Raw genomic sequence first — 24,011 nt, 5'->3', positions numbered from 1 at the left:
AGCCCGAGGCGGCGCGCGGGCCCGATGCCGCGGCGGCTGCGGCCGCTCCGCGGGACGAGTCGGCGGACCGCGCGCGGATCCGCGCCGCGATCGCCGCCGTCGCGGACCCGGAGATCCCCGTGCTCAGCATCGCGGACCTCGGCATCCTCCGCGCGCTCGAGTTCGACGCGCGGGTGGAACCGGCAGACGACCGACCATCCCCTCCGACGGACGGCCGGGGGCACACCGAACGACTCGCCCACGGCCGCCAGGCGGATGCCGACGAGGCGCTCGCCCCCCGCGTCCGCGTCGTCATCACCCCCACGTACTCCGGGTGCCCCGCGATGGAGACGATCCGCAACGACATCGCCCGCGCCGCGCGCAGCGCCGGGGCAGGCCGGGTCGACATCGACCTGTCGCTCCAGCCCGCGTGGACCACGGACTGGATGAGCGCCGCCGGGCGGGCCAAGCTGGCCGAGTACGGCATCGCCCCGCCCAGCGGCACCGCCGCCGCCCGTCCCGCCGGGCCCGTCGGCCTGGGCCTGGCCGTCAAGTGCCCCCACTGCCACTCGCTGCGCACCCGCGAGCTCTCCCGCTTCGGCTCCACCTCCTGCAAGGCGCTCCACCAGTGCCTCGAGTGCCTGGAGCCCTTCGACTACTTCAAGGTGCACTGATGAGCCAGACCGCCGCGCCCGCCGCCGCCCAGGAGGGCGGCCCCGCGACCCAGCCCCCGCCTCGGCGGCGGCTGGCCTTCCACTCCCTGCGCGTCGAGGAGATCCGCGAGCTCACCGCCGACGCCGTGGAGGTCGCCTTCGCCGTGCCCGAGGCGCTGGCCCAGGAGTTCTCCTTCGTGCCCGGCCAGCACATCGCGGTCCGCACCCGCATCGACGGGCACGAGGTGCGCCGCAGCTACTCCCTGTGCGCGCCCCCGGACGGCCGCCAGCTGCGCATCGGCGTGAAGGAGACGCCGGACGGGCTGTTCTCCTCGTTCGTGCGCCGCGAACTCACCGTGGGCGACGAGCTGGAGGTGATGAATCCGCAGGGCACATTCACCTCCGAGGTCCAGTCCGGGCGGATCGTCGCGATCGCGGCGGGCTCCGGGATCACCCCGGTCATGGCGCTGGGGGCCGCGGCCCTGCGGGAGAAGCCGGGGTGCACGTTCACCCTCGTCTACGCCAACCGCTCGAGTGCCGACGTCATGTTCCTCGAGGAGCTCGCCGACCTCAAGGACCGCTATCCCGCGCGCTTCGACATGCACCACGTGCTCTCCGCGGAGGGGCGCTCCGCGGAGCTCTACTCCGGTCGCATCGACGCGCCGAAGCTCGATGCCCTGCTCACCCACCTGGTGCCGCCGGAGACGGTGGACGAGTGGTTCCTGTGCGGGCCGCTGCCGCTCGTGGAGCTCGCGCGCACGCGCCTCGACGCGCACGGGGTTGAGCGCGCGCGGATCCGCTTCGAGCTGTTCAACACCGGCAGGCCCGGGGAGGACCGCGCACCGGCCCCCCGCCGCACCCGCCCGGACGAGGAGACCGGGCCCCAGGCGAGCATCCGGTTCACCCTCGACGGGCGCACCGGCACCGTGCGCACCCCGCGGCGCAGCCCGGAGACGATCCTCGCGGCGGCCCTGCGCTCGCGGCCGGACGTGCCCTACGCGTGTGCCGGCGGGGTGTGCGGCACCTGCAAGGCCAAGCTGTGCGCGGGCACCGTGGACATGGCCGACAACTTCGCGCTCGAACCCGACGAACTGGCCGCCGGGTACGTGCTCACGTGCCAGTCCACCCCCACCAGCGAGGTCGTCGACGTCGACTACGACCAGTAGGCGGCGCGGCGTCGGAGGGCACAGCACGGCGGAAACGCCGAGCGCAACGGGCAGGCCGAGCGCGGCCGGCGAACGCCGCGGAGGAACCCGCGGAAGAAGGAGCAGCCATGACGGACATCCGCCTCGAGACCGACGGCGCGGTCGCGACGATCGTCCTGGACGGGCCGCGCACCCGCAACGCCCTGGACGCCCGCGCGCTCGGTGAGCTGCGCGCGGCCGTGGACCGCGTCGCCGCCGACGCCGGCACCCTCGACACCGCGGGGCGCATCCGCGTCCTCGTGCTGCGGGGCGAGGGCAGCGTCTTCTGCGCTGGCCGCGACATCGCGGACGTCGACGTCGAGGCCGACGATGCCCACGCGTTCCTCACCGAGGACTTCGGCCCCGTCTTCGAGTCCCTGCGCGCCCTGCCCATCCCCGTCATCGCCCAGGTCCAGGGGGCCGCGCTGGGCCTGGGGTTCGGGCTCGCCGCGGCCGCGGACCTCGTCTACGCCGCGGCGGACGCGAAGTTCGGCTCGCCGTTCGCCGCACTCGGCGCCGTGCTCGACTCCGGGGCCCACCGCTACTTCCTCGACGCGTTCGGCTACCACCGCACCATGGACCTCATCCTCACCGGCGAGCTCCTTACCGGCACCGAGGCGGCAGCCGCCGGCCTCGTCTCACGCGCCCTGCCCGCCGCGCAGCTGGCCGAGCGGGTGACCGCCACGGCCCCGCGGCTCGCGGCGGGCCCGGCCCGCGCCTACGCCATGGAGAAGGCGTACCCAGGAGGCCTTCGACCAGCGCCCGCCGGTCGCCCAGGTGCTCGCCGCCGAGGCGCGGCTCCAGGAGGCCGCGCGCACCACCGCCGACTACCGGGAGGGCTTCACGGCCTTCCAGGGGCGCCGGCGCCCGGAGTTCACCGGCCGGTGACGGCCGCAGCCGGCGCGGGCGCGCCGTGCCCGGCCCGCGCCTCGGCGGCGGAGTCTGCACGTGCCCCCTGCCCCGCTGCCCCCCGCTGCCCGCGGGATGTTCCCAACGCGCAGCGCAGGCCATAGAGCGCGCCTATACCCCCATATATAAACGCCCACTTCTGCTTCGGAGTGCGCTGGCGAAGACTGAACTCACCAGCACACCGACAAGGAGCCGAAATGAGCACTGTGAAGTTCGACGTCAACGGCCGCGAATACGTCCACGACGGCACACCGGTCGTCGTCATCTGCATCGACGGCAGCGAGCCCGCGTACCACGAAGAGGCCATCGCGGCCGGGCGCATGCCGTGGCTCAAGAACCTCCTCGAATCGCAGACGGGCGAGTACTGGGGCGCGCACTGCGCGATTCCCACGCTGACCAACCCGAACAACATGTCGATCGCCACGGGCCGCCCGCCGGCCTACCACGGCATCTGCGGCAACTACATCCTCGACCCCTCCACCGGCGAGGAGGTGCTCATGAACGACCCCAAGTTCCTGCGCGCCCCACCGTCTTCGCCGCCGCGGCCGCAGCAGGCCTCGACGTCGCGGTCGTGACCGCGAAGGACAAGCTGCGCCGCCTGCTGGCCTCCGGCATCACGCAGCCCGGCCTCGACCCCGATGGCTCCGGCGAGTACGTCGAGCCCCAGAACCCCGGCATCTGCTTCTCCGCGGAGAAGGCCGACACGGTGACGCAGGAGGACAACGGGATCGAGGACGCCCTGGGCCTCACCGGCATGGAGCTGCCCAGCGTCTACTCCGCCGAGCTCAGCGAGTTCGCGCTCGCGGCCGGCGTCGAGCTGCTGCGCACCCGCCGCCCCGACGTCATGTACCTCACGCTCACCGACTACATCCAGCACAAGAACGCGCCGGGCACCGAGGTGGCCAACGACTTCTACGCGATGGTCGACACCTACGCCTCGCAGCTCGACGAGCTGGGCGCCGTCGTCGCCATCACCGCCGACCACGGCATGTCGCCCAAGCACCATGCGGACGGCACGCCCCGCGTCATCTACCTGGAGGAGGAGGTCGACACGATCCTGGGCATCGGCGAGGGCGAGACCGGCAGCCGCGTCATCCTCCCCATCACCGACCCCTACACCGTCCACCACGGCGCGCTGGGCTCGTTCGCCAACGTCTACCTGCCCGAGGGCGCGGACCGGAACAAGGTCATCGAGGCGCTGCGCGGGCGCGAGGGCGTCTCCGCCGTCCTGCCGTCCGAGGAGGCCGCGGAGATCTACGAGATGCCCCTCGACCGCATGGGCGACCTCACCGTGCTCTCCGACAAGGACGCCGCGATCGGCCGCTTCCCGGCCTGGCACGACCTGAGCAACCTCGAGGTGCCGCTGCGCTCGCACGGCGGACTGGGCGAGCTGAACATCCCGTTCATCATCAACCGCACGCTGCCCGCCCCCACGGACACCGAGGCCACCGGCCCCGACGGCAGCACGGCCATCCTCCACAACTACGACGCCTACTGGGTCGTCACCACCCACGCCGCCGTCACCGCAGGCGCCCCGGTGTGATTCCTCCCCGCCCGGCACCGCTGGCACAGCCGCCCCCGCCCCCCGCGATTCCCCCGAGCCCCCGAGCGCAGCCCCCCAGTCGCCGACAGCGTCGTCGGCGCAGCCCGCCACCAGCCGCAGCATCGGCCCCGACGGCCGGGTCCGCAAGACGAAGCGCCAGGTGCTGCGCACGTGGCAGCTGCGCATCTTCGCCCTGTCCTGGCTGTCCTACGCGGCGTTCTACTTCCCCCGCAACGCCTTCTCCGCCGCCAAGGTCGGCATCCTCGACGACGGCTTCATGTCCCGCCAGCACCTGGGCATCCTCGACTCCGGCTACCTCGCCGCCTATGCGGTCGGCCAGTTCGTCTGGGGTGCGCTCGCCGAGCGCTTCGGCACCCGCGTCGTCGTTGCCGGCGGCATGGCGATGGCCGGTGTCGCTGCGCTCTTCATGGGCCTCATCCCGGCCCTGTGGCTGTTCATGCCGCTCATGATCGTCCAGGGCCTTGCCCAGTCCACCGGCTGGTCCGCCCTGAGCAAGAACATCGCCTCGTTCTTCACCATCAGGACCCGCGGCCGGGCCATGGGCCTGTTCTCGACGAGCTACGCCTTCGGCGGCCTCGTCGCCGTGCCGATCCTCAGCTGGGTGGCCTACTCGATCTTCCACACGTGGCACGCGGCCTTCTTCGCCGGCGCGGCGGTCATCTTCCTGGCGCTCGCGCTGTTCCTCGTCTTCCAGCGCAACAGCCCGCGCGAGGTGGGCCTGCCCGCCATCGACGACGACCTCTCCGGCCTCGACGAACCGCACGAGCACCGCAAGACGCGCGCGCCCGTCCCGGTGGTCAAGGTCGCCAACAGGTTCTCCCCGCACGACCTCATCGCCGCGGCCCGCAACGACGCGATGGTGCTGCGCCTGGGCATCGTGTACTTCCTCATCAAGCCGGCGCGCTACGCGGTCCTGCTGTGGGGCCCCGTGCTCGTGCTCGACGCGATCCCCGAGCTCTCCGCCGTCACGGCCTCGATGGTCCCGATCGCGTTCGGCATCGCCGGCGTCATCGCCCCGGTGGCCGTGGGCTGGACCTCGGACACGCTCTTCCACGCCCGCCGCATCCCGCCCACCGTGCTCTCGCTGGGCATCCTCGTCATCGCCCTCATCCTGTGGAGCCCCGCCGCGCACACGAAGTCGATCGCGCTGGTCTGCGTGCTCCTGGGCGTCGTGGGCCTCACCGCCTACGGAGCGGACGCGATGGTCTCCGGTGTGGCCGCCGTGGACTTCGGCACGAGCAAGTACGCGGCCGGCGCCACCGGCTTCATCAACGGCTGCGGCTCGATCGGCGCGATCATGGGCGGCCTGCTGCCCGGCTTCCTCAGCACCGCGACCGTCTTCTACGTGTTCGCCGGCGCCGCCGCCGTCGCCGCGCTCATCCTCATCCCCTGCTGGAACAAGCGACCGAATTCGGAGTGAGAACCATGACCACGACAGTCGAATCCGCCACCACGCCCACCGCAGTCCCCAGCCGGCTGCTCCTCAACCGCATCGGCGACCAGTGGGTCCCGGCCTCTGACGGCGCCACGTTCGCCGACATCAATCCCACGGACACCTCCGACGTGATCGGCAGGTTCCCCGAATCGACCCGCGAGGACTCGCTCGCCGCCATCCAGGCGGCCGCGGACGCGGCGGCCGAATGGGAGAAGCTGGGCTCCATCAAGCGCGGGGACATCCTCTTCGCGGCCGCCCAGACCATGGCCAAGCGCAAGGAGTCACTCGCCGCGATCGTCACCCGCGAGCAGGGCAAGACCCTCGCCGAGGCGCGGGGCGAGGTCCAGCGCGGCATCGACATCCTGCGCTTCACCGCGGGTGAGGGCCGGCGCATGCACGGCTCCACCCTGCCGGCCGATTCGGGCCGGACGATGGCGCTGACCTGGCGCAAGCCCCTGGGCATCGTCGCCCTCATCACGCCGTGGAACTTCCCCGTCGCCATCCCCGTGTGGAAGATCGCCCCTGCGCTGCTCTCCGGCTGCACCGCGATCATCAAGCCCTCGCCGCTGGCCCCGCTGTGCACCACCGCGATCGTCGACATCATGATCGACTCCGGTGTCCCCGCCGGCGTGCTCAACCTCGTCCAGGGCGACCGCGAGGCCGGGGAGACCCTGACCGCGCACCCGGATGTCCGCGGCATCTCATTCACCGGCTCGCTGCCGGTGGGCCAGGCCATCCAGAAGGCCGCCGCCGGCCGCCTCGCCCGCACCCAGCTGGAGCTGGGCGGCAAGAACGCGGTCATCGTCCTCGACGACGCGGACCTGGACACCGCGGCCGACGCGATCGTCTTCGGGGCATTCGGCCAGGCAGGCCAGCGCTGCAGCGCCACGAGCCGGGTGCTCGTCGACCGCAGGGTCCGCGACGACCTCGTGGGCCGGCTGCGCGAGCGGCTCGACGCGTTCGTCATCGGCGACCCCGCGCAGGACGGCACGACCCTGGGACCCGTCGTCGACGACGCCCGGCTGAGCGCCTGCCTCGCAGCCGTCGAGCGTGCGGAGCAGGACGGTGCGACGATCGTCACGGGGGCAAGCGTGCCACCGACGGCGACCTCGAGGGCGGCTACTTCATGCAGCCCACCGTGCTCACCGACGTCGCCCGGGACTCCTACATCGGCACGGAGGAGGTGTTCGGCCCGGTGCTCTCCGTCATCGACGTCGACGGCTTCGACGATGCGATGGACGTGTCGAACTCCGTGGTCTACGGGATGTCCGGGACGATCTTCACGAACGACCGCGGGCACATCTACGACGCCCTCGACCGCTTCGAGGCCGGCATGCTCCACGTCAGCCGCCCCGGAGTAGGCGCCTGGCCGCACATGCCCCACATGGGCGCCAAGCTCTCGCAGTACGGCCCACCGGAGTGCTCGGCGGAGACCTGGGACTACTACACCGAGTGGCGCTCGGCCTGCGTCGCCTTCCCGAGCTGAGCCGAGACCATGACCGCCGCCTCCGCCGCCCGTATGCCGCCCCGGTGCCCCGCGCTGCCGCGCGCGGGGGCGGCAGCGCGCGCGCCGGAGGCTGCGGGCCCGGGGACCTTCGCGAGCCCGGCGGCGGCCGTCACCGGCGGGTCACCCAGACTTCAGCTGCCCGGCGCGCAGAGGGCGCTCCGCAGGCGGTGCGCGTGTGGTGGAATGAAGCATGCACCTGAGCACGCACAGCCTGGGGATCTTCCTCAGCGTCGTCGAGCACGGCAGCCTGTCGAAGGCCGCGCGGACGAAGTACATGAGCCAGCCGTCCGTCTCCGCGCAGATCCGCAGCCTCGAGACCGCGCTCGGCACGCACCTGCTCGAGCGCTCGCCCACGGGCGTGACGCCCACTGCGGCGGGGCGCGTGCTGGCCGCGCGGGCGGCGGAGATCCTCTCCGTCATCGGGGGGATCGAGGCCGAGGTCTCGGCGGCCCAGGGGCTCGTCGACTCCCGGCTCGCGGTTGCTGCGACCTCCACCCTGGGCAGCTACCTGGTCCCCCAGATGCTCGCCCGCTTCACGGCCGACCACCCGTCGGTGCGAGTGGAGCTGCGCGTGGGCAATGCGGAGCAGGTGATCCAGCGGGTCATCGACCGGGAGGCCACCGTGGGACTGGCGGCCGGCCGGATCGACCATCCGCAGCTGCGCAGCACCCCCTTCCTCGACGAGGCGATCGTCGCCGCGGCCGCCCCGGACCACCCGCTGGCGCTGGCGCAGGAGGAGCGGGAGCTGCACCTGCAGGATCTGCGGGGCCACCGGTTCCTCATGCGGGAGATCGGCTCCGCGACGCGCTCAGTGCAGGAGTCGACGCTGGCCGCCTGGAAGCTCGCCGAGGCCGAGCAGTGGACGATCTGGGGTGCGGAGGGCGCCCGCGAATGCGCCCGCGCCGGGTTGGGCATCGTCCTCGTCTCCGAGCACGTCATCGCCCAGGACCTCGAGTTCGGCACCCTGAGGGCCCTGCGCATCGACCCGCCCCCACCGCGCCGGCCGGTCACCGCCCTCCAGCCCGCCGGGGTCCGGCTGACCGATCTCGAGGCGCAGTTCACCACGGCCTTCACCGGCCTCGAGGCGTGGCCGGCGGCCTGAGCCGCGCGTGGCGGCCGCCACGCGCTGACCGCCCGATCGCCTCTGCCAGCAGCACCGTCGCCCGCACGGCGGCCAGACCACGACGGAATCCAGCACAAGGAGCGACACCATGACCGAGCAGCACACCGACCTCCTCATCGTCGGCGGCGGCATCGTCGGCCTCGCGCACGCCTTCGAGGCCCACCGCCGCGGCCTGAGCGTGCGCGTCGTCGAGCGCGACTGGGCGCCCAACGGCGCCTCCATCCGCAACTTCGGCCACGCCTGCATCACGGCGCAGGCCGGAGACCTGCTGCCCATCGCCTACCGCTCGCGCGACGGCTGGCTGGCCGCTGCCCAGGCCGCCGGCTTCTGGGCCCGCGAGGCCGGCGCGATCGTCGTGGCCCGCACCGACCTCGAGCTCGCCGTGCTCGACGAGCTGCGCCAGGAGCGCGGGGACGATGCTGTCATCATGCAGACGAAGGACGAGGTCGGCCAGCGGCTGGGCGGGACCCCCGACCCCACGATCGTCGGCGGCGCGTTCCTGCCCGCGGACCTGCGCGTCGACCCGCGCACCGCGGCCCCTGAGCTGGGACTGTGGCTCCAGGAGCAGCCCGGTGTCTCGATCGAGTGGGGCACCACGGTGGGCGCGGTGGCCGATGGCGCGGTCAGCACCTCGCGCGGGGAGTTCACGGGCGACCGCGTGCTCATCTGCGTGGGCCACGACCTCGACTACCTCAAGCCGGACGTCGCCGCGGCCAATCAGATCACCCGCTGCTCGCTGCAGATGGCGATGGCACCGGCGCCCGCGTCGTTTACCACCGAGTCCGCGGTCCTCACGGGCACCTCGATGACCCGCTACGACGGCTTCACCACCATGCCCGGCTACGCGGAGGTGCTTGCGGAGCTGCAGCAGTCCTCGCAGGACATGCTGGACTTCGGCGCGAACATCATGTTCACCCGCCGCCCCGACGGGACCATGCTGCTGGGCGACAGCCACGCGTACGCGGACACCATGCCCCCGTTCATGGAGGACTCCATCACGGAGCGCGCCGTGCGCGACATCTCCCAGATCATCGGCGCGCCGCTGCCCATCACGCAGCGCTGGCAGGGCATCTACGCCTCTTCGCCGCTGACCTCGCTCGTGCGCGAGGACGTCGACGCGCGCACCCGCGCGATCTCCGTGACGAGCGGGATCGGTATGACGCTGTCGTTCGGCATCGCCTCGTACACCCTCGACGACCTGGGGGCGGCACCCGTGGGCGCGGGCGCCGGGGCAGCTGCGCGCTGACCCCCGGGTGCCCGGTGCGCGCCACCGGGCACCGCACCTCCGGACCGGCGGTCGGTCGGTGCCCGGACCGGCTGTGCTGGCCCGGTTCGGGCACCGGGCGGCCGCCTCTGTGCGGCCGCGGGGCTCAGGGGCCAGCGCGGGCGCGGCACACGAGCGGAAGGGAGCGCAGGCGCGGGACCGGCCCCGGGCGACGGGGTACGGCTTAGCCGCCAGCGAAGGGCGGCAGCACGTCCGCGCGCGCGCCGTCGGCCAGCTGCGCCTTACCGGTGAGGGCCAGGCCGTCGACCAGGCACGTGCTCTGGGCGAGCACCGTCTCCAGGCTGGGCTCCCCGGGCGGGGGCGTGGGATGCCGGCGCGCAAGGAGGGCGAAGAGCGCCCGCCGGTGCACCTCGGCGGGGGAGAGGCGCTCCCCGTCGGCACCCGAAGCCGCGTCGTCGCCTTTCTGCCCGGCCGTCGCTCCGGCCGTTTCCCCGGCCACTCCGACCACCCCGGCGGACGCGGAGGCCTGCGCGCGCACCTCGGCGGCGAACTCGGCGTAGTCGACCTGCTCGGAGGACAGGCCGGCGGCGGCCTTCGCCGCGGCGAAGTAGCGGACCGTGAGCATGCTCAGCCGCCGATCGCGCTCATCGAGCGCTCCGGCTGGACGTAGTCCGCAGCGCCGAGGCCGGCGTGGTCCATCCCGTGGGCGCGCGGCTTGAGCCACATGGCCTGCTGCCAGGCGCGCGCCACCTGCGCGTCGTCGCGTTCGGAGCGCAGCAGCGCGCCTAGGTCGAACTCCTCGTGGGAGAACAGGCACGAGCGCACCTTGCCCTCGGCGGTGATGCGTGTGCGGGTGCAGGCGGCGCAGAACGGCTCGGTGACCGAGGCGATGACCCCCACCCGGCCCAGCACCGGGCCGCCGCCGCGCGCTGTGACCCGGAAGAGCTCGGCGGGGGCGCCGCCGCGGGCGTGCGAGTCCGGCAGCAGGTCGAAGCGCTCGGCCAGGCGTGCCCGCACGTCAGCGGCCGTCACCATGTTCTCCCGCGTCCAGCCGTGCTCGCCGTCGAGCGGCATCTGCTCGATGAAGCGCAGCTGCAGGCCGCGGTCCAGGCAGAACTGCAGGAGCTCCGGGGCCTGCTCGTCGTTGACGCCGCGCATGAGCACCGCGTTGATCTTGATGGGTGCGAGGCCCGCCGCCAGCGCCCCGTCGATGCCCTGGAGCACCTGGCCCAGGCGGTCGCGCCGGGCGAGTGCCGCATAGGTGTCCGCGTCGATGGTGTCGAGGGAGATGTTGATCCGCGTGAGGCCCGCCTGGGCGAGGCCGTGTGCGCGCTTGGCCAGGCCGATCGCGTTCGTCGTCAGCGCGATGGGCAGCCGGGGGTGGGCGGTGCGCACGCGGGCGATGATGTCCTCGAGGTCCGGGCGGATGAGCGGCTCCCCGCCGGTCAGGCGCAGGTCGGCGATGCCGAAGCGCTCCACTCCGATCCGCACGAGCCGGGCGACCTCCGCGGCGGTGAGCAGGGAGGACTGCGGCATCCAGTCCATCCCCTCGGCCGGCATGCAGTAGGTGCAGCGCAGGTTGCACTTGTCCGTCAGGGAGATCCGCAGGTCCGTCGCGGCGCGGCCGAAGCGATCGCCCAGCGCTGCCGAGCGGGGGGCATCACCGGCGCGCTCGGCCAGGCCGCGCTCAAGCTCGAGCGCGCGCTCACCGGGGGTTTCGGGGGCGCGCAACGAGGGCATACCCAGCGCGATGGACATGCGGACCATCGTAACAACGCGGGCTGTGCGCCCGCAGGCGCCGCGGTCGACCCGGCTGCGCGGCGCCGCGGGGCCCAGCGGTGCGGGCAGGGGCCGCGCGCCGGCGGCGGTAGCGTGGTGGTCATGGACAGCGAATCGCATGCGGCCCACGCGGGCTCGGAACACGCTGCGACGGGTCACCGCGCCGCCGTCATCATCGCCTCGAACTCCGCGGCCGCCGGCCGGTCGGCGGACACGACCGGTCCGCGGCTGGTCGCGTGGCTGCGGGGCCTGGGCCTGCGCTGCGGCGAGCCGCAGGTCGTGGCCGATGGCGCGCCCGTGGGCGCCGCGCTCGCCGCGCTCCTGGCCGAGCCCGAGGCGGGCCGCCCTCGCGTCATCGTCACCTCGGGCGGCACCGGGGTCACCTCCGCGGACCTCACCCCCGAGCAGACCGCCCCGCTGCTCGACCGCACGCTGCCGGGCATCGCCCACGCGCTGTGGGAGGCGGGCACCCGCAACACCGCCACCGCGGTTCTCTCCCGGGGGCTGGCCGGGGTGGCCGGCCGCACGTTCATCGTCAACCTGCCCGGTTCGGAGGGCGGGGTGCGCGATGGGATGGCCGTGCTCGAACCGCTGCTGCCGCACCTGCTTGCCCAGCTCGACGACATCCGCGACCACGCCCCGCGCGCCCAGCAGCACGCCAGGGCCCAGGCCCAGAAGCACGCGGGCGTGGGTCCGCATGCCGGTGCGGGACCGCACACCGGTGGCAAGGGCCACGGTGCGCACTCCACAGCGCCCGCCGACGGGTCCTCCGCGCCCCGCGCCTGGGCCGCAGTGCCCGCGACCGAGGACTCCGCAGTCGTCGAGGCCGCCGTGGGGCCCGAGCCGCTCGACGCCGATGCGGTGGCGGCCGCGGTCGTCACCCCCGCGATGGGCGCCGTGGCGCAGTTCCGCGGCCTCATCCGGCACCACGACGCCGGCCGCGAGGACGTCGTGGGTCTGGACTACACCGCGCACCCGGATGCGCAGGCGGTCATGGCGCGCGTCGTCGCCGAGGTCGCCGAGCGCCACCCCGGGGTGCGCGTCTACTGCCGGCACCGGATCGGCGAGCTGGCGGTGGGCGAGGACGCCATCGTCGTGGCCGTCGCGGCGGCGCACCGCGGGGCGGCCTTCGCGTGCTGCGCGCAAGTCGTCGACGAGGTCAAGGCGCGCGTGCCGATCTGGAAGCAGCAGCACTACGCCGCCGGCGGCCACGACTGGGTGGGACTGCAGTGAGCGGGACGGGCCACGCTCCGCGCTGCGATGCCACCGCTGCACCGGGCGCCTGCGCTGACCCGGCCGCCGATCCGCGCTACGCCCGCCAGCTCGCGGTCCCCGGTGTCGGACCGGACGGCCAGCGCCGGCTCGCCGCGGCGCGGGTGCTGTGCGTGGGCGCCGGCGGCCTGGGGTCGCCCGCGGCGACCTACCTGGCCGCGGCCGGCGTGGGCACGATCGGAATCGTCGACGACGACGTCGTCGAGCTCAGCAACCTCCACCGCCAGCCGCTGCACGCCACGCCTGACCTGGGACGATCCAAGGCAGACTCCGCATCCGAGTGGCTGCGCGCGCTCAACCCCCACACCGCCGTCATCGCCCATCCCGTGCGCCTCGAGGCGGGCAACGCCCTGGAGCTCATGGCCGGCTACGACCTCGTCATCGACGGCGCGGACACGTTCGCCACCCGCTACATCGTCTCCGATGCGACCACGCTGCTCGGCATTCCGCACGTGTGGGCGGCGGTGCTGGGCTCCGGCGGTCAGCTCAGCGTCTTCGACGCCCGCCGCGGCCCCGTCTACCGCGACCTGTTCCCCACGATCCCCGCGGCCGGCTCCGTGCCCAGCTGCGCGCAGGCGGGCGTGCTCGGCACCGTGCCGGGCATCCTCGGCACGGCCCTGGCGGCCGAGGCGCTCAAGCTCATCCTGGGCTGGGGCGAGCCGCTGGTGGGCCGCGTGGCCGTCTACGACATGCGCGAGGGCCGCTGGGACGAGCTGCCCCTTGCCGCGAACCCGCAGGTCAGACGCCCGCAGTCCGCCGCCGAGGTGGGGGCCGGCCTGGCCGCGTCCGTCACCGCCGCGCGGCTGCGGGAGGTCCTGGCGACCGCCGGGCAGGGTGCGGTCGTCGTGGATGTCCGCGAGCCCGCAGAGGCGGCCGCAGGTGCGATCCCCGGCTCAGTCAACGTGCCGCTCGCCCGCGTGCTGGCCGACCCAGAGGCGGTTCTGGACCTCGCGGCGCCGGGGGAGTCGGCGTCGTGGGAGCCGGCGGCAGGGCCGCGTGGGCCGGACGCAGGGGAGCCGAAGGCCAATGCCGGGGCGAACGGCGCCCTCTACGTCCACTGCGCCTCCGGCGCGCGCTCCGCGATGGCGGTCGAGGCGCTCCTGGCGGCTGCCCGCGCGCGCCCCCGAGCCCCGCGCGTCTTCGACGTGACCGGCGGGTTCGAGGCGTGGGCGCGCACGGAGCCGGCATGAGCGCTGGCGGTGTGGGGGCGGGGCCAGCGAGCGACCCGGGATCGGCGAATGAGTCGAGGGTAGAGACGGAGCCTGGTGAACCCGATGCTGCGTCGGAGTCCCGCCGGGGCCTCGTCGTGGAGCGCCTGCTGGAGCGGCTGCGCGCGGTGCACCCCGAGCGCCGCGCGCTCGTGGCCCTCGACGGCGTCGATGGGGTGGGCAAGTCCCACCTGGCGGCCGAGCTCGTGCTGCGCGCCCAGCGCACGGGTGGCCGTCCCGTCGTGAACGTCGGCATCGACGGCTTCCACGTCCCCCGAGCCCAGCGCGCCGCCGCCGGCCTGGGGCCGGAGGGCGCCTATCGCGGCTCCTATGACTATGCCGCGTTCCGGGCGTGCGTCGTCGAGCCGCTGCACCGGGGCGAGCCGATCACCCCGGAGGTCTGGGACGTCGATGCGGACGCCCCGGTGACCCTGCGGACCGTGGAAGTGCCGCCGGGCGCGCTCGTCGTGGTCGACGGCATCTTCCTGCAGCGCCCCGAGCTGCGCGCCGTGTGGGATGCCGCCGTCTGGGTGGATGCGCCGTTCGAGGTCACGGTTCCGCGGGGCGCGGTGCGCTATCCGGAACCCCACGACCCGGACCCCGAGGCGCCCTCGAACCATCGCTATGTGGGCGGCCAGCGGCTCTACCTGGCCGAGGCGCGCCCGCGCGAGCGCGCCGACTGGCTCCTCGACAACACGGACCTCGAGCACCCCGTGCTCCGCTGAGCCTCCGCGGCTGAGTCCCCCGCCCCTCCGCCGAGCCCGCCCGCTGCTCTCGCCGGCCGGCCTCTCACCGTGCCGTGCTGCTACCCCTGCGCGGCGAAGCGCGCAACGAACGGGGACGCAGGGGCTGCGAACACCTCGGCGACGGTGCCGGACTGGAGCACCCCGCCGTCCTCGAGCACGATGACGTGGTCGGCCAGGGCGCGCACATCGCGCACGTCGTGGGTGATGAGCAGTGCCGTCTGAGCGGCCAGCACACCGCCGAGCAGCTCGCGGATCGCGCGGGCGGAGTCCCAGTCGAGCGCGGCCATCGGCTCGTCGAGGAGCAGCAGCTGCGGCCGGGCCGCCAGCGCCCGCGCGATCGCGGCGCGCTGGGCCTGCCCCCCGGACAGCTCGGACGGCAGTCGGTCCGCCAGCGGCAGCGCGCCCACCCGTTCGAGCATCACCCGGGCCCGCGACCGCGCGGCCGCCCGCCCCTCGCCCGCCGCGCGCAGTCCGAACGCCGCGTTCTCCTCCACCCGCAGCGTGGGGAACAGCAGCGGGCTCTGCGCCAGCTGCACGACCCCGCGGCGGTGCGAGGGCACCCACGCGCGCCCGCTCCCCGCACCGGCGATCGCGGCGCGAATCTCGTCAACCCCCGCGCCCCCCGTGCCCCCAGGCTCCGCGGTGGGTGCGTGCCCGCGGCGCCGATGCTCGCGGGCCAGGACCCGCCCGTCGAGCTCGACGAGCACCGCCGCGGGGCGCAGCAGGCCGGAGATCACCTCGCAGCACGTGGACTTGCCCGCGCCGTTCGGCCCGATGATGGCCGTGGTCGAGCCCGCGGCCACGGCGAAGTCCGCGGTGATCCCGCGCACCGGGCACGCGAACGCGACGCGCAACCCGGGACCCGCGGGAGACTCGGATGCGGCACCGGCCGGAGCCCCTCTCGTGCCCTCGGCCGCCACTGGGGGTGCGGGCGCGGCCGGCCCGGCGGGCGCCTCGGCGGCGGGGGGCTGCCCGGAGGGGCTCACCGCGACGGCGTCCCCGCGGTGACGCTCGGGCGCATCGCCCAGCGGCGTGTGCCCACCGTGCGCACCGCGTTCCCCGCGCCCGGTGCGTTCCCCGTGCCCGCGCCGGAACGCGCGCAGCCGGCGCAGGGCCCCGCCGGCGCTGGCCCCCTGCGCACCGTAGGTGGCGAGTACGATGACGACGGCGATGACGACGAGGACGAGGGAGAGCGCGACGGCGGCATCCGGGTCCGTCTCGCGCTGGAGGTAGATCTCGAGCGGCAGGGTGCGCGTCGTGCCCTCGAGGGAGCCGGCGAACGTGATCGTCGCGCCGAACTCGCCCAGCGCGCGGGCGAAGGAGAGCACCGTGCCGGACACGAGAGCCGGGCGCAGCAGCGGCAGCGTGATGCGGCGCAGCACGTAGCCCGGTGAGGCGCCCAGGCCCAGCCCCACGACCTCGTAGCGCTCATCCTGGCTGGCCAGGGCGCCCTCGACCGTCATGACCATGAACGGCAGGGACACGAACGACTGCGCGAGCACGACCGCCGCGGAGGTGAAGGCGATGCGGATCCCCGCAGCCTCGAAGTACGTGCCCACGAATCCCATCCGGCCGAATGTGTAGAGCAGTGCGATGCCGCCCACCACCGGGGGCAGCACGAGCGGGAGCAGCACGAGCGTGCGCAGCAGCCGCTGGCCCGGGAACCGGCTGCGCGCCAGGACCACCGCCAGCGGCACGCCCACCAGCAGGCAGATCGCCGTGGCGACCAGGGAGGTCCGCAGCGAGAGCCCCAGGGCCGTCAGGGCGCTCTGCGACGTGATGAGGCCCCAGAACGCGGCGACGTCGACGCGCGCGATGAGCCCCACCAGGGGCAGCACGATGAGCAGCGCGCCGAGTGCCGCGGGCGCACAGAGCCAGCGGGGCAGCGGAACGCGCATCAGCGCCTCCGGCGGTTCGGGCGCACGGGCCCGGCCGCGCGGAGGAGGGCGCTCACGGCTTGCCGAAGCCCGCTTCGCCCAGCACCTGCTGCCCCGACTCGGACATCACCGCGTCCTCGAACTGCTGCGCGAGGTCCTTGTCCTGGGCGGCCTTGACGACGCCGATCGGGTACGTGTTGACGACGGCCTTCGATTCGGGGAAGTCGACCTCCTCGACCTTGTCGCCGGCGCTCTTGGCGTCCGTGACGTAGACGAGGCCGGCATCGGCTTGGCCGGACTCCACCTTGCCGAGCACGTCCGTGACCTTGGACTCCTCGCTCACGGGCTTGAGCGTGACCTTCGCCTTCTCGGTCACCTGCTTCGCGGCGTTGCCGCAGGGCACGCCGTCCGCGCACACGACGGTCTGGACGCCGCTCTTCGAGAGGTCTTCGAGCCCGGTGATCTTCTTGGGGTTGCCCGGGGCGGTGACGATCGTGAGGACGTTCGTCGCGAAGGCCTTGGGCTCGCCGTCCATGAGGCTGTCGTCGGTGGCCTTCTTCATGTTCTTCTCGTCAGCGGAGGCGAAGACGTCCGCCGGGGCGCCCTCCTTGAGCTGGCCGACGAGGTCGGAGGAGCCCGCGAAGTTGAACTTCACGCTCACGCCGTCGTGGTCGGATTCGAACTGCTTGCCGATCTGGGAGAAGGTCGAGTTCAGCGAGGCGGCGGCGAAGACGGTGAGCGTCTTCTCCCCGCCGTCCTTCGAATCGGAGCCCTGCCCGCCCGAACAGGCGCTCAGGGCGAGAGCGAGCGCGGCGGAGCCGGCGAGGGCGGTGGTGAGACGGGTGCGGCGCGGCATGGGATCTCCTTGACGGGGGCTGGTGATTCCATCATATGCGCCTTCAGTGGCCGTGTTAGTCGGCAGGTGCGGCTCCGCGTGGGGTTTCGCCCGTTTCGTCGGAGTGTGCCGAACGCGGCGCGCACGCGCTCAGTCCCGCGGGGTCTCCACGACGACGGTGGTCGCCTTGACCGAGGCAACCGCGACATCGCCGGGCTTGAGGTCGAGGTCCTCGACCGCCTCGCGCGACATGAGGGAGACGATCCGGTGGGGCCCGCACTGCATGTCGACCTGCGCCATGACCGTATCGGTCGTGACCTTCGTGACGAGGCCCACGAGGCGGTTGCGGGCCGAGGAGGCCACGCCGCTCGGGTCCGCCGGCAGGACGGCCGTGTCGCGGGCCAGGGCCGCGAGCTCGGCCCCGTCGACCACGAGGCGGCCCGCCGAGTCCTGGTGCTCGCTCAGGCGGCCCTGGGCGATCCACCGCCGCAGGGTATCCGTGCTCACCCCCACGAACGCTGCTGCCTGGGCGACGCGGTGCATGCTCATGATGGCTCCTTCTCTGCTGGGTGCTCCGGGGTGTCTGCTGACCGCTGCGCGGTGCCTGCGGTCTCTGTGTTGCCTGCGCTGTCTGTGGCGCCTGCGCTGCCTGCGGTGCTCGTGTCGTCTGCGGTGCCGGCGGGGTCCGCTGGGCTGTGCCAGTGGCCGGACTTGCCGCCGGACTTCTCCACGACCGTGATGTCGCCGATCACCGCGGCCGGGTCGACGGCCTTGATCATGTCCACGACCGTGAGCGCCGCGATGCTCACGGCGGTGAGGGCCTCCATCTCCACCCCGGTGCGGCCCGTGGTCTTCGCCGCCGCGACGAGGCGCACCTCGGCCTCGCCCAGCTCGATGTCCACGTCGATGCCCGACAGCGGGAGCGGGTGGCACATGGGGATGAGCTCGGCGGTGCGCTTGGCCCCCATGATCCCGGCCAGCCGCGCGGTGTGCACGGCCTCGCCCTTGGGCAGGCCGCCCGCGCGCATGAGCGCGATGACCTGCCGCGTCGTCCGCACCCTCCCGCGGGCCACCGCCCTGCGCTTCGTCACGTCCTTGTCCGACACGTCGACCATGACCGCCCGGCCCGCCTCGTCGAGGTGGCTGAGCCGGCCTGCCGCGCCCGAGGTACCCGCCGGCCCCCGCTCCGCTGCGGGCTCGCGCTGCGCGGGCCCGGGCCGGTGCGCCCCGCCGCTCATGCGATGCTCCACACGATGACCTCGTCGCCGTCGGCGATCTGCGTGGTCTCCGCGCCGATGAGCGCCAGGGCATCGGCGCGCGCGTACGCACCCAGCAGGTGCGAGCTGGGCCCGGAGATGAGCTCGACAGTGGCGTCCGGGCGCAGGTGGGCGCGCCGGACCTGGAGCTTGCCCGTCGGCGAGTCCTGGGGCGCCGCCAGCTCGAGGCGCGCCTCGGCGACGGGCCGGGGCGCGCGCTCCGGGGGCACGGCGAGCAGCGCGGGCCGCACGAACATCTCGATGCTCACCAGGCTGGAGACCGGGTTGCCCGGCAGCGCGATCCACGGCAGGCCCGCGAGCCTGCCGTGCGCCTGGGGCCCGCCCGGCTGCATGCCCACGGCGTCGAACACCATGCCGCCGGCAGCCGCGCCGCCGGAACCCTCGGCCTCCGCGGCGGCGGCGAGGCGGATGACCTCGCGCGCGCCCTGGGAGATGCCGCCCATGGACACGACGAGGTCCGTCTGCGCGGCCCACCGGCCCACCTGGGCGAAGAGGTCCGCGGGATCGTCCGAGACGTGCAGCGTCGCGACGATCCGGGCGCCTGCGGCCATGAGCGCGCCGGTCACGGCGATGCCGTTGGCGTCGAAGATCTGCGCCTCGCCGCGCTCGGCGCCGGGCGCCACGACCTCGTCGCCGGTGGAGACGACGAGGATGCGCAGCGGCGCCCAGACCGGGGCGTGGGCGAGCCCGCAGGAGGCGAGGACGCCGGCCAGCGCGGGGCTCAGGCGCTCGCCCGCGCGGGCGATGCGCTCGCCGGCGGCGGTGTCGGAGCCGCGGCGCCTGACGAACCGGCCGGGCTGGGCGAGCTCGCCCAGGGACTCGGTGAAGGACACGGCGTCGGCGCGCTCGAAGCCGTCGGCGGTCTGCTCGACCGGGATCACGCAGTCGGCGCCCGCGGGCATCCGGCTGCCGGTCATGACGGGCGCGGCGTGCCGGCGGCGCAGCGGCTCGGGCGCGCGGCCGGCGGGGACCATGGGCATGAGCGGCAGGGCGGGGCCCCCGAAGCTCGCGTCCGCGGCGGCGCGCACGTCCCCCGCGGTCTGCGCCGGGGCGGCCGGGGCCTGCGCCCCGGTGACGGCGGGATCCTCGGAGGACACGGCGAAGCCGTCCATCTGCGAGTTGTCGAACGGGGGGACGTCGGCGGGGCTGTGAACGTCCTCGGCGAGGACGAGGACGTGCCCCGCACTCGCGGCCAGCGGCACCTCCTCGCTGCGCCGCAGCCGGCTCACGAGGTCGAAGATCGTCCTGCGGTACTCGCTCACCGTGACCATGCGCCGATCCTAGCCGGAGACGGCCGTGACGCCCCGTGACCCGCGCCGCCTGGAGCGCTGGGGCTGCGTGCCACACTGTGCGCATGAGCGAATCCGCACCCTCCCCGGCTCGCGGCGGCGCCCCGCGCCTGCACGCCCCGCAGCTGACCGGCCGCCGCTGGATCAACACCGGCGGCCGCGAGCTCAGCCTCGCCGACCTGCGCGGCAAGGTCGTGCTCCTGGACTTCTGGACGTTCTGCTGCATCAACTGCCTGCACGTCCTCGACGAGCTGCGGCCCATCGAGGAGAAGTACCGCGACGAGCTCGTCATCATCGGCGTCCACAGCCCCAAGTTCGAGTTCGAGCGCACGGTCGAGGCCGTCGACCAGGCGGTCGAGCGCTACCAGGTGGAGCACATCGTCCTCGACGACCCGGACCTCGTGACCTGGCAGGCCTACACTGCCCGCGCGTGGCCCACGCTCGCCGTCATCGACCCGGAGGGCTACCTCGTCGCCTCGATGTCCGGCGAGGGCCACTCGGCGGGCCTGGCCGGGCTCATCGAGGACCTCATCGCGGAGCACGCGGCCAAGGGCACCCTGCACCGCGGTGATGGGCCCTACGTGCCCCCGGAGCCGGTGGAGGGCGAGCTGCGCTTCCCCGGCAAGGTCATCCGGCTCACCGCACCCGGCCACGAGGGCAATCTGCTCGTCGCGGACTCCGGCCACCACTCCTATGCCGAATACGATCCCAGCGGCGCCCGGCTCCTCCAGCGCATCGGCAGCGGCGAGCGGGGCCGCGCCGACGGGGACTTCGCCGCCGCCCGCTTCGCGGAGCCGGGCGGCGCCGTCGAGCTGCCGCCCGAGCTCGCCCAGCGGGTGGGCTACGACCTTGTCGCCGCGGACACCGTCAACCACCTGCTGCGCGGCATCAGCCTGGCCGCCGGCACCGTGAGCACGATCGCCGGCACCGGTGAGCAGTACATGATCGGCGCGAGCGACAACGTCGCCGGCCGCAGCGGCGAGGCCGGGCGCTACAGCGGCGCCGCCCGCGCCGTGAAGCTGTCGAGCCCGTGGGACCTCGCGTTCTCGCAGCCCACCGCCGAGGTGCTCGTCGCCATGGCCGGCAACCACACGATCTGGTCCTTCGACCCGGCCGCCGGGACCATCCGGCAGTTCGCGGGCACGATGAACGAGGGACTCGTCGACGGCGGGCCGGAAGAGGCGTGGTTCGCCCAGACCTCCGGCCTGGCGCCCGCGGCCGAGGGCTCGCTCATCGTGGCGGACTCAGAGACCTCGGCCCTGCGCCGCCTCGACCCGGCAACGGGCGAGGTCACGACGTACGTCGGCACCGGCCTCTTCGACTTCGGGTTCCAGGACGGCCCGGCGGAGCAGGCCCGCTTCCAGCACCCCCTGGGTGCGGCCGAGCTGCCGGACGGCTCGATCGCGGTGGCCGACACGTACAACGGAGCCATCCGCCGCTACGACCCGGCCACCGGCGAGGTCGGCACCCTGGCCCGCGGCCTCGCGGAGCCCTCGGACCTCCTCGTCGTGGGCGAGGCCGACGGTGTACCAGCGCACCTGCTCGTCGTCGAATCGGCCGCCCACCGCCTCACCGCCGTCGCCATCGCCGACCAGCTGGCCCGGGTCACCGAGGGGGCGCAGCAGACGAGCCGACCGGCCACCCGCATCGGCACCGGGAGCCTGCGCGTGCGCGTGCACTTCGACGTCCCCAGGGGCCAGAAGCTCGACGACCGCTGGGGTGATCCGACGTACCTGCAGGTCTCCGCCACGCCCCCCGAGCTCATCGCGGCCGGCGCCGGAGGATCCGAGGGCATCGACCGGACGATCAAGCTGGCCGAGGGCTTCGACTCCGGGGTGCTGCACATCACCGCGCGCGCGGCCGCCTGCGATGGCGAACCCGGCGGCGAGATCCCGCTGCACGCGGCCTGCCACCTCTACCAGCAGGACTGGGGCATCCCGGTGGAGCTGGGCGCGGACGGCCCCGCGGTGCTCGACCTCGACCTGCGCGGCGCGGGCGGCTGAGCGCTGGGCGCAAGCGGCCGGCTCAGCTCCCGCCGAGCGACTCGCCCGTGTCCTGCTCGACCGTGACGTCGTCGCCCACCACGCGCACGCTCGCGCCGAGGGGGGCGGAGACCGGCTCCTGCGTCTGGGAGATGTAGGCGGTGACGGCGTCGCGCATCCGCGCCGTGAGCCGCAGTCCCACCGTCGTGGGCACGACCCGCAGTTCGTCGCCCTCGGACTGCAGTTCGATCTTCGGGTACTTCACGACCGTCCACTGCGGTTTGCCGAGGACGTCGTTGTTCGTCTCGTAGCCGAACGCGCAGCCCGCGGGCATGAGCGTGGGCTGCTTGGCGCACTCGTCGAGCTGGGAGCGGACGATCTCGTCGACCCGCTTGCGCAGCTCCTCGGTGGGCTGGGGCTTGAGCGCCGCGCGCGCGGCATCGTCGGCGCTGACGACGTCCACCCGCTTCGTCTGCGCGCGCAGGTACTTCTCGTTGAAGCCGATCCCGTAGCTGACGGGGAACAGCACGGCGGGCGCACCGCCCTCGGCGGCCACGGTGGCGCTGCCCACGTCCACCGCGGAGGCGCCGGAGACATCGAGGTCGAGTGTCGGCCACTGCTCGATGCGGATCGCCCAGCGGCTGTAGAGGCCCCACACGGGCCGGGTGCGGATGACCTCGAACGTCGTCTCGTGCGGCTTCGAGCCCAGCACATACGACGCGCTCACCCGCGTGCTCGCGCCCTCCACCTGCGCCGAGGTGATCCGCGCCTGGGCGGGCAGCGCCGCGGCGCCCTCGAGCGCCGCATCGCTGAGCGCGGACGGGTTGGCGGCGTCGGGCGCCTGGAGGTAGCCGCGGGCCCGGCCGGCATCGGCGTCGCCCAGGGCGTCGAGGTAGGCGAGCACCGCGCGCTGCGGGGTGTAGAGCACCGCATTGGCCAGCGGCACGGAGGCGACGCCGAGCACCACGACGAGGAGGCCCGCGATGAGGGCCCACTGGGAGGCCGCGGCGCTGCGCGCTGCTTCGCGCATCTCCACCTCCGGCTCGGTCTGGGCGCTGTTCGTGCACACTATCGCAAGGCTCCGCGCCGGCCCGCCGCCAGCCCGCGGCCGGCTACTGGAGCGCGGTGGGCGCCCGGTCCACGGGATACGCGCGCAGCGCCGCGGTGTCGACCTCGACGAACAGGTGCGCGCCCACGCCGGTGACCGCGAGCTGCGCCGCGACGTCCGCGCCCAGAGCCGGGTGGAGGATGCCCCATGCGGGCGCATCGTCGTCCGGTCCCGCAGCCTGTGCCTCAGCGCTCCCAGCTCCAGCGTCCAGCGCTCCAGCGTCCTGCTCGCCCGCGGCGCGGGCGGCGGCTGCGTGCGCGGCGGCGGCGGAGAAGTCGAAGAGGTCGGCGGCCAGGGCGAGCCCGGCCTCGGTGTCGGTGGGGGAGAGGGTGAGCTGGACGCCCTCGCCGCGGTCGTGGATGCCCACCACGACGGCCTCGAAGACGGCATCGGAGGTCAGGTGCGCGGAGAACTCGTCGACGGCCAGGCGCACCGCGGAGGTCGGGATCGTGACGAAGAGCTTGCCGTCGAGCTCGGTGCGCGCGCGCACCTGCGAGTGGCCGATCGAGATCCACCCGCCGCGGGCCAGCGCGGAGAAGACGTTGACGCCCGCCAGGCCGGCGGCCAGGTTCGAGCGGGGGGCTGCGAGCTGCGCGCCGAACGGGCCGGAATCGGCGACCTGGCCCTTCTCGAGGACCGTGACGCGCCCGCCGACCACCCCCGCGTCCACGGGATCCGCGGTGCTCATGACGAGGCCCAGGCCGCGCCGGGCGAGGGTGCGCACGAGGTGGTCGCGGGCGCCCGCGCGCTCGCGGCCCGCCAGGCCGCCGAACGGCGCCTCGAGCACGAGCCAGCCCGCGCCGCCCAGTTCGGCGGCGGCGCTTGCCAGTGCGCTCTGCAGGCGCGAGCGCTGCAGGGGGGTGAGGTCGCGCAGGCGCGCGCGCGTCAGGACCGCGCGGGGCAGGCCCCAGTCCGCGCCGGCGCGCACAAGCGCCGCGCGCACCGCGGAGCGGCGGATGCGGGTCCCGGCGAGTGCTGTCGCCAAGGCGGCCCGCGCGGACGCCGACGACCCGACGTGCGGCGTCACCTCTCCGGCACCCGCAGCGCCCACCTACGAGA

21 protein-coding genes and 1 pseudogene are annotated in these 24,011 nt (G+C 74.1%); 13 read left to right on the top strand and 9 right to left on the bottom strand.

The annotated features are described in order from the left end of the window. Positions 1-77: 77 nt before the first annotated feature. The 9 genes and pseudogenes from paaD to GSY69_RS06975 all read left to right on the top strand — a co-directional run bounded on the left by paaD (position 78) and on the right by GSY69_RS06975 (position 9,600). Positions 78-653, top strand: coding sequence for a 1,2-phenylacetyl-CoA epoxidase subunit PaaD (gene paaD / locus GSY69_RS07010; protein WP_328698792.1), 576 nt, complete (start codon positions 78-80; stop codon positions 651-653). After that, positions 653-1,798, top strand: coding sequence for a 1,2-phenylacetyl-CoA epoxidase subunit PaaE (paaE, locus tag GSY69_RS07005; RefSeq protein ID WP_160953155.1), 1,146 nt, complete (start codon positions 653-655; stop codon positions 1,796-1,798). Before paaD ends, paaE begins: the two co-directional genes overlap by 1 nt. A 107-nt stretch (positions 1,799-1,905) precedes the next feature. Beyond that, positions 1,906-2,829, top strand: coding sequence for an enoyl-CoA hydratase/isomerase family protein (locus tag GSY69_RS07000; protein ID WP_235936364.1), 924 nt, complete (start codon positions 1,906-1,908; stop codon positions 2,827-2,829). Positions 2,830-2,922: 93 nt separating this feature from the next. Next, positions 2,923-3,300, top strand: a complete 378-nt coding sequence (locus GSY69_RS14935) for an alkaline phosphatase family protein (protein WP_202410904.1) — start codon at positions 2,923-2,925, stop codon at positions 3,298-3,300. Next, positions 3,297-4,268, top strand: coding sequence for an alkaline phosphatase family protein (locus GSY69_RS06995; RefSeq protein WP_202410903.1), 972 nt, complete (start codon positions 3,297-3,299; stop codon positions 4,266-4,268). Before GSY69_RS14935 ends, GSY69_RS06995 begins: the two co-directional genes overlap by 4 nt. Positions 4,269-4,428: 160 nt before the next feature. Next, positions 4,429-5,709: an MFS transporter gene (locus GSY69_RS06990; RefSeq protein ID WP_202410902.1), complete on the top strand. Its 1,281-nt coding sequence runs from the start codon at positions 4,429-4,431 to the stop codon at positions 5,707-5,709. 5 nt (positions 5,710-5,714) lie between these two features. Beyond that, positions 5,715-7,210, top strand: a pseudogene (locus tag GSY69_RS14585) (aldehyde dehydrogenase family protein). 211 nt (positions 7,211-7,421) lie between these two features. Next, positions 7,422-8,333, top strand: a complete 912-nt coding sequence (locus GSY69_RS06980) for a LysR family transcriptional regulator (RefSeq protein ID WP_160953154.1) — start codon at positions 7,422-7,424, stop codon at positions 8,331-8,333. Between the two features lie 109 nt (positions 8,334-8,442). Next, positions 8,443-9,600, top strand: a complete 1,158-nt coding sequence (locus GSY69_RS06975) for a TIGR03364 family FAD-dependent oxidoreductase (RefSeq protein ID WP_160953153.1) — start codon at positions 8,443-8,445, stop codon at positions 9,598-9,600. 202 nt (positions 9,601-9,802) lie between these two features. Here the strand turns inward: GSY69_RS06975 and GSY69_RS06970 are convergent, their stop codons facing one another. Together GSY69_RS06970 and moaA are read right to left on the bottom strand one after the other, a co-directional pair. Beyond that, the gene (locus GSY69_RS06970) at positions 9,803-10,204 is read right to left on the bottom strand and encodes a hypothetical protein (protein WP_202410901.1); all 402 of its coding nucleotides are present in this window, start codon (positions 10,202-10,204) and stop codon (positions 9,803-9,805) included. Between the two features lie 2 nt (positions 10,205-10,206). After that, the gene (moaA, locus tag GSY69_RS06965; RefSeq protein ID WP_160953152.1) at positions 10,207-11,337 is read right to left on the bottom strand and encodes a GTP 3',8-cyclase MoaA; all 1,131 of its coding nucleotides are present in this window, start codon (positions 11,335-11,337) and stop codon (positions 10,207-10,209) included. 123 nt (positions 11,338-11,460) lie between these two features. On the opposite strand from moaA, the gene GSY69_RS06960 reads away from it, so the two are divergent. From GSY69_RS06960 to GSY69_RS06950, 3 genes are all read left to right on the top strand, one after another. After that, positions 11,461-12,591, top strand: a complete 1,131-nt coding sequence (locus GSY69_RS06960) for a molybdenum cofactor biosynthesis protein MoaE (protein ID WP_160953151.1) — start codon at positions 11,461-11,463, stop codon at positions 12,589-12,591. Further along, on the top strand, positions 12,588-13,820 hold the full coding sequence (locus GSY69_RS06955) for a ThiF family adenylyltransferase (protein WP_160953150.1): 1,233 nt from the start codon (positions 12,588-12,590) through the stop codon (positions 13,818-13,820). The genes GSY69_RS06960 and GSY69_RS06955 overlap by 4 nt, the downstream gene beginning before the upstream one ends. A 116-nt stretch (positions 13,821-13,936) precedes the next feature. Then, positions 13,937-14,563, top strand: a complete 627-nt coding sequence (locus GSY69_RS06950) for a nucleoside/nucleotide kinase family protein (RefSeq protein ID WP_160953149.1) — start codon at positions 13,937-13,939, stop codon at positions 14,561-14,563. Positions 14,564-14,643: 80 nt separating this feature from the next. Here the strand turns inward: GSY69_RS06950 and GSY69_RS15170 are convergent, their stop codons facing one another. From GSY69_RS15170 to GSY69_RS06925, 5 genes are all read right to left on the bottom strand, one after another. Next, positions 14,644-16,482: an ABC transporter permease gene (locus tag GSY69_RS15170; RefSeq protein WP_160953148.1), complete on the bottom strand. Its 1,839-nt coding sequence runs from the start codon at positions 16,480-16,482 to the stop codon at positions 14,644-14,646. 52 nt (positions 16,483-16,534) lie between these two features. After that, positions 16,535-17,317, bottom strand: coding sequence for a molybdate ABC transporter substrate-binding protein (modA, locus tag GSY69_RS06940; protein ID WP_160953147.1), 783 nt, complete (start codon positions 17,315-17,317; stop codon positions 16,535-16,537). A 129-nt stretch (positions 17,318-17,446) separates the two neighbouring features. Continuing rightward, positions 17,447-17,845, bottom strand: coding sequence for a TOBE domain-containing protein (locus GSY69_RS06935; RefSeq protein ID WP_160953146.1), 399 nt, complete (start codon positions 17,843-17,845; stop codon positions 17,447-17,449). Beyond that, the gene (gene moaC, locus GSY69_RS14565) at positions 17,842-18,534 is read right to left on the bottom strand and encodes a cyclic pyranopterin monophosphate synthase MoaC (RefSeq protein WP_160953145.1); all 693 of its coding nucleotides are present in this window, start codon (positions 18,532-18,534) and stop codon (positions 17,842-17,844) included. The genes GSY69_RS06935 and moaC overlap by 4 nt, the downstream gene beginning before the upstream one ends. After that, positions 18,531-19,844: a molybdopterin molybdotransferase MoeA gene (locus GSY69_RS06925; protein WP_160953144.1), complete on the bottom strand. Its 1,314-nt coding sequence runs from the start codon at positions 19,842-19,844 to the stop codon at positions 18,531-18,533. The genes moaC and GSY69_RS06925 overlap by 4 nt, the downstream gene beginning before the upstream one ends. An 83-nt stretch (positions 19,845-19,927) precedes the next feature. On the opposite strand from GSY69_RS06925, the gene GSY69_RS06920 reads away from it, so the two are divergent. Next, positions 19,928-21,865, top strand: coding sequence for an NHL domain-containing thioredoxin family protein (locus GSY69_RS06920; protein ID WP_160953143.1), 1,938 nt, complete (start codon positions 19,928-19,930; stop codon positions 21,863-21,865). 22 nt (positions 21,866-21,887) lie between these two features. Here GSY69_RS06920 and GSY69_RS06915 read toward each other — a convergent pair whose 3' ends face one another. Both GSY69_RS06915 and GSY69_RS06910 read right to left on the bottom strand, forming a co-directional pair. Further along, positions 21,888-22,913, bottom strand: a complete 1,026-nt coding sequence (locus GSY69_RS06915; protein ID WP_160953142.1) for a hypothetical protein — start codon at positions 22,911-22,913, stop codon at positions 21,888-21,890. Between the two features lie 43 nt (positions 22,914-22,956). Further along, positions 22,957-23,937, bottom strand: coding sequence for an ABC transporter (locus GSY69_RS06910; protein ID WP_160953141.1), 981 nt, complete (start codon positions 23,935-23,937; stop codon positions 22,957-22,959). Positions 23,938-24,011: the final 74 nt, after the last annotated feature.

Origin of the sequence: Brevibacterium rongguiense (assembly GCF_009857845.1) — a bacterium.
Taxonomy (GTDB): domain Bacteria; phylum Actinomycetota; class Actinomycetes; order Actinomycetales; family Brevibacteriaceae; genus Brevibacterium; species Brevibacterium rongguiense.
The sequence above is the reverse complement of the archived record's forward strand: the minus strand, read 5'-3'. Positions and strand labels throughout refer to the sequence as shown.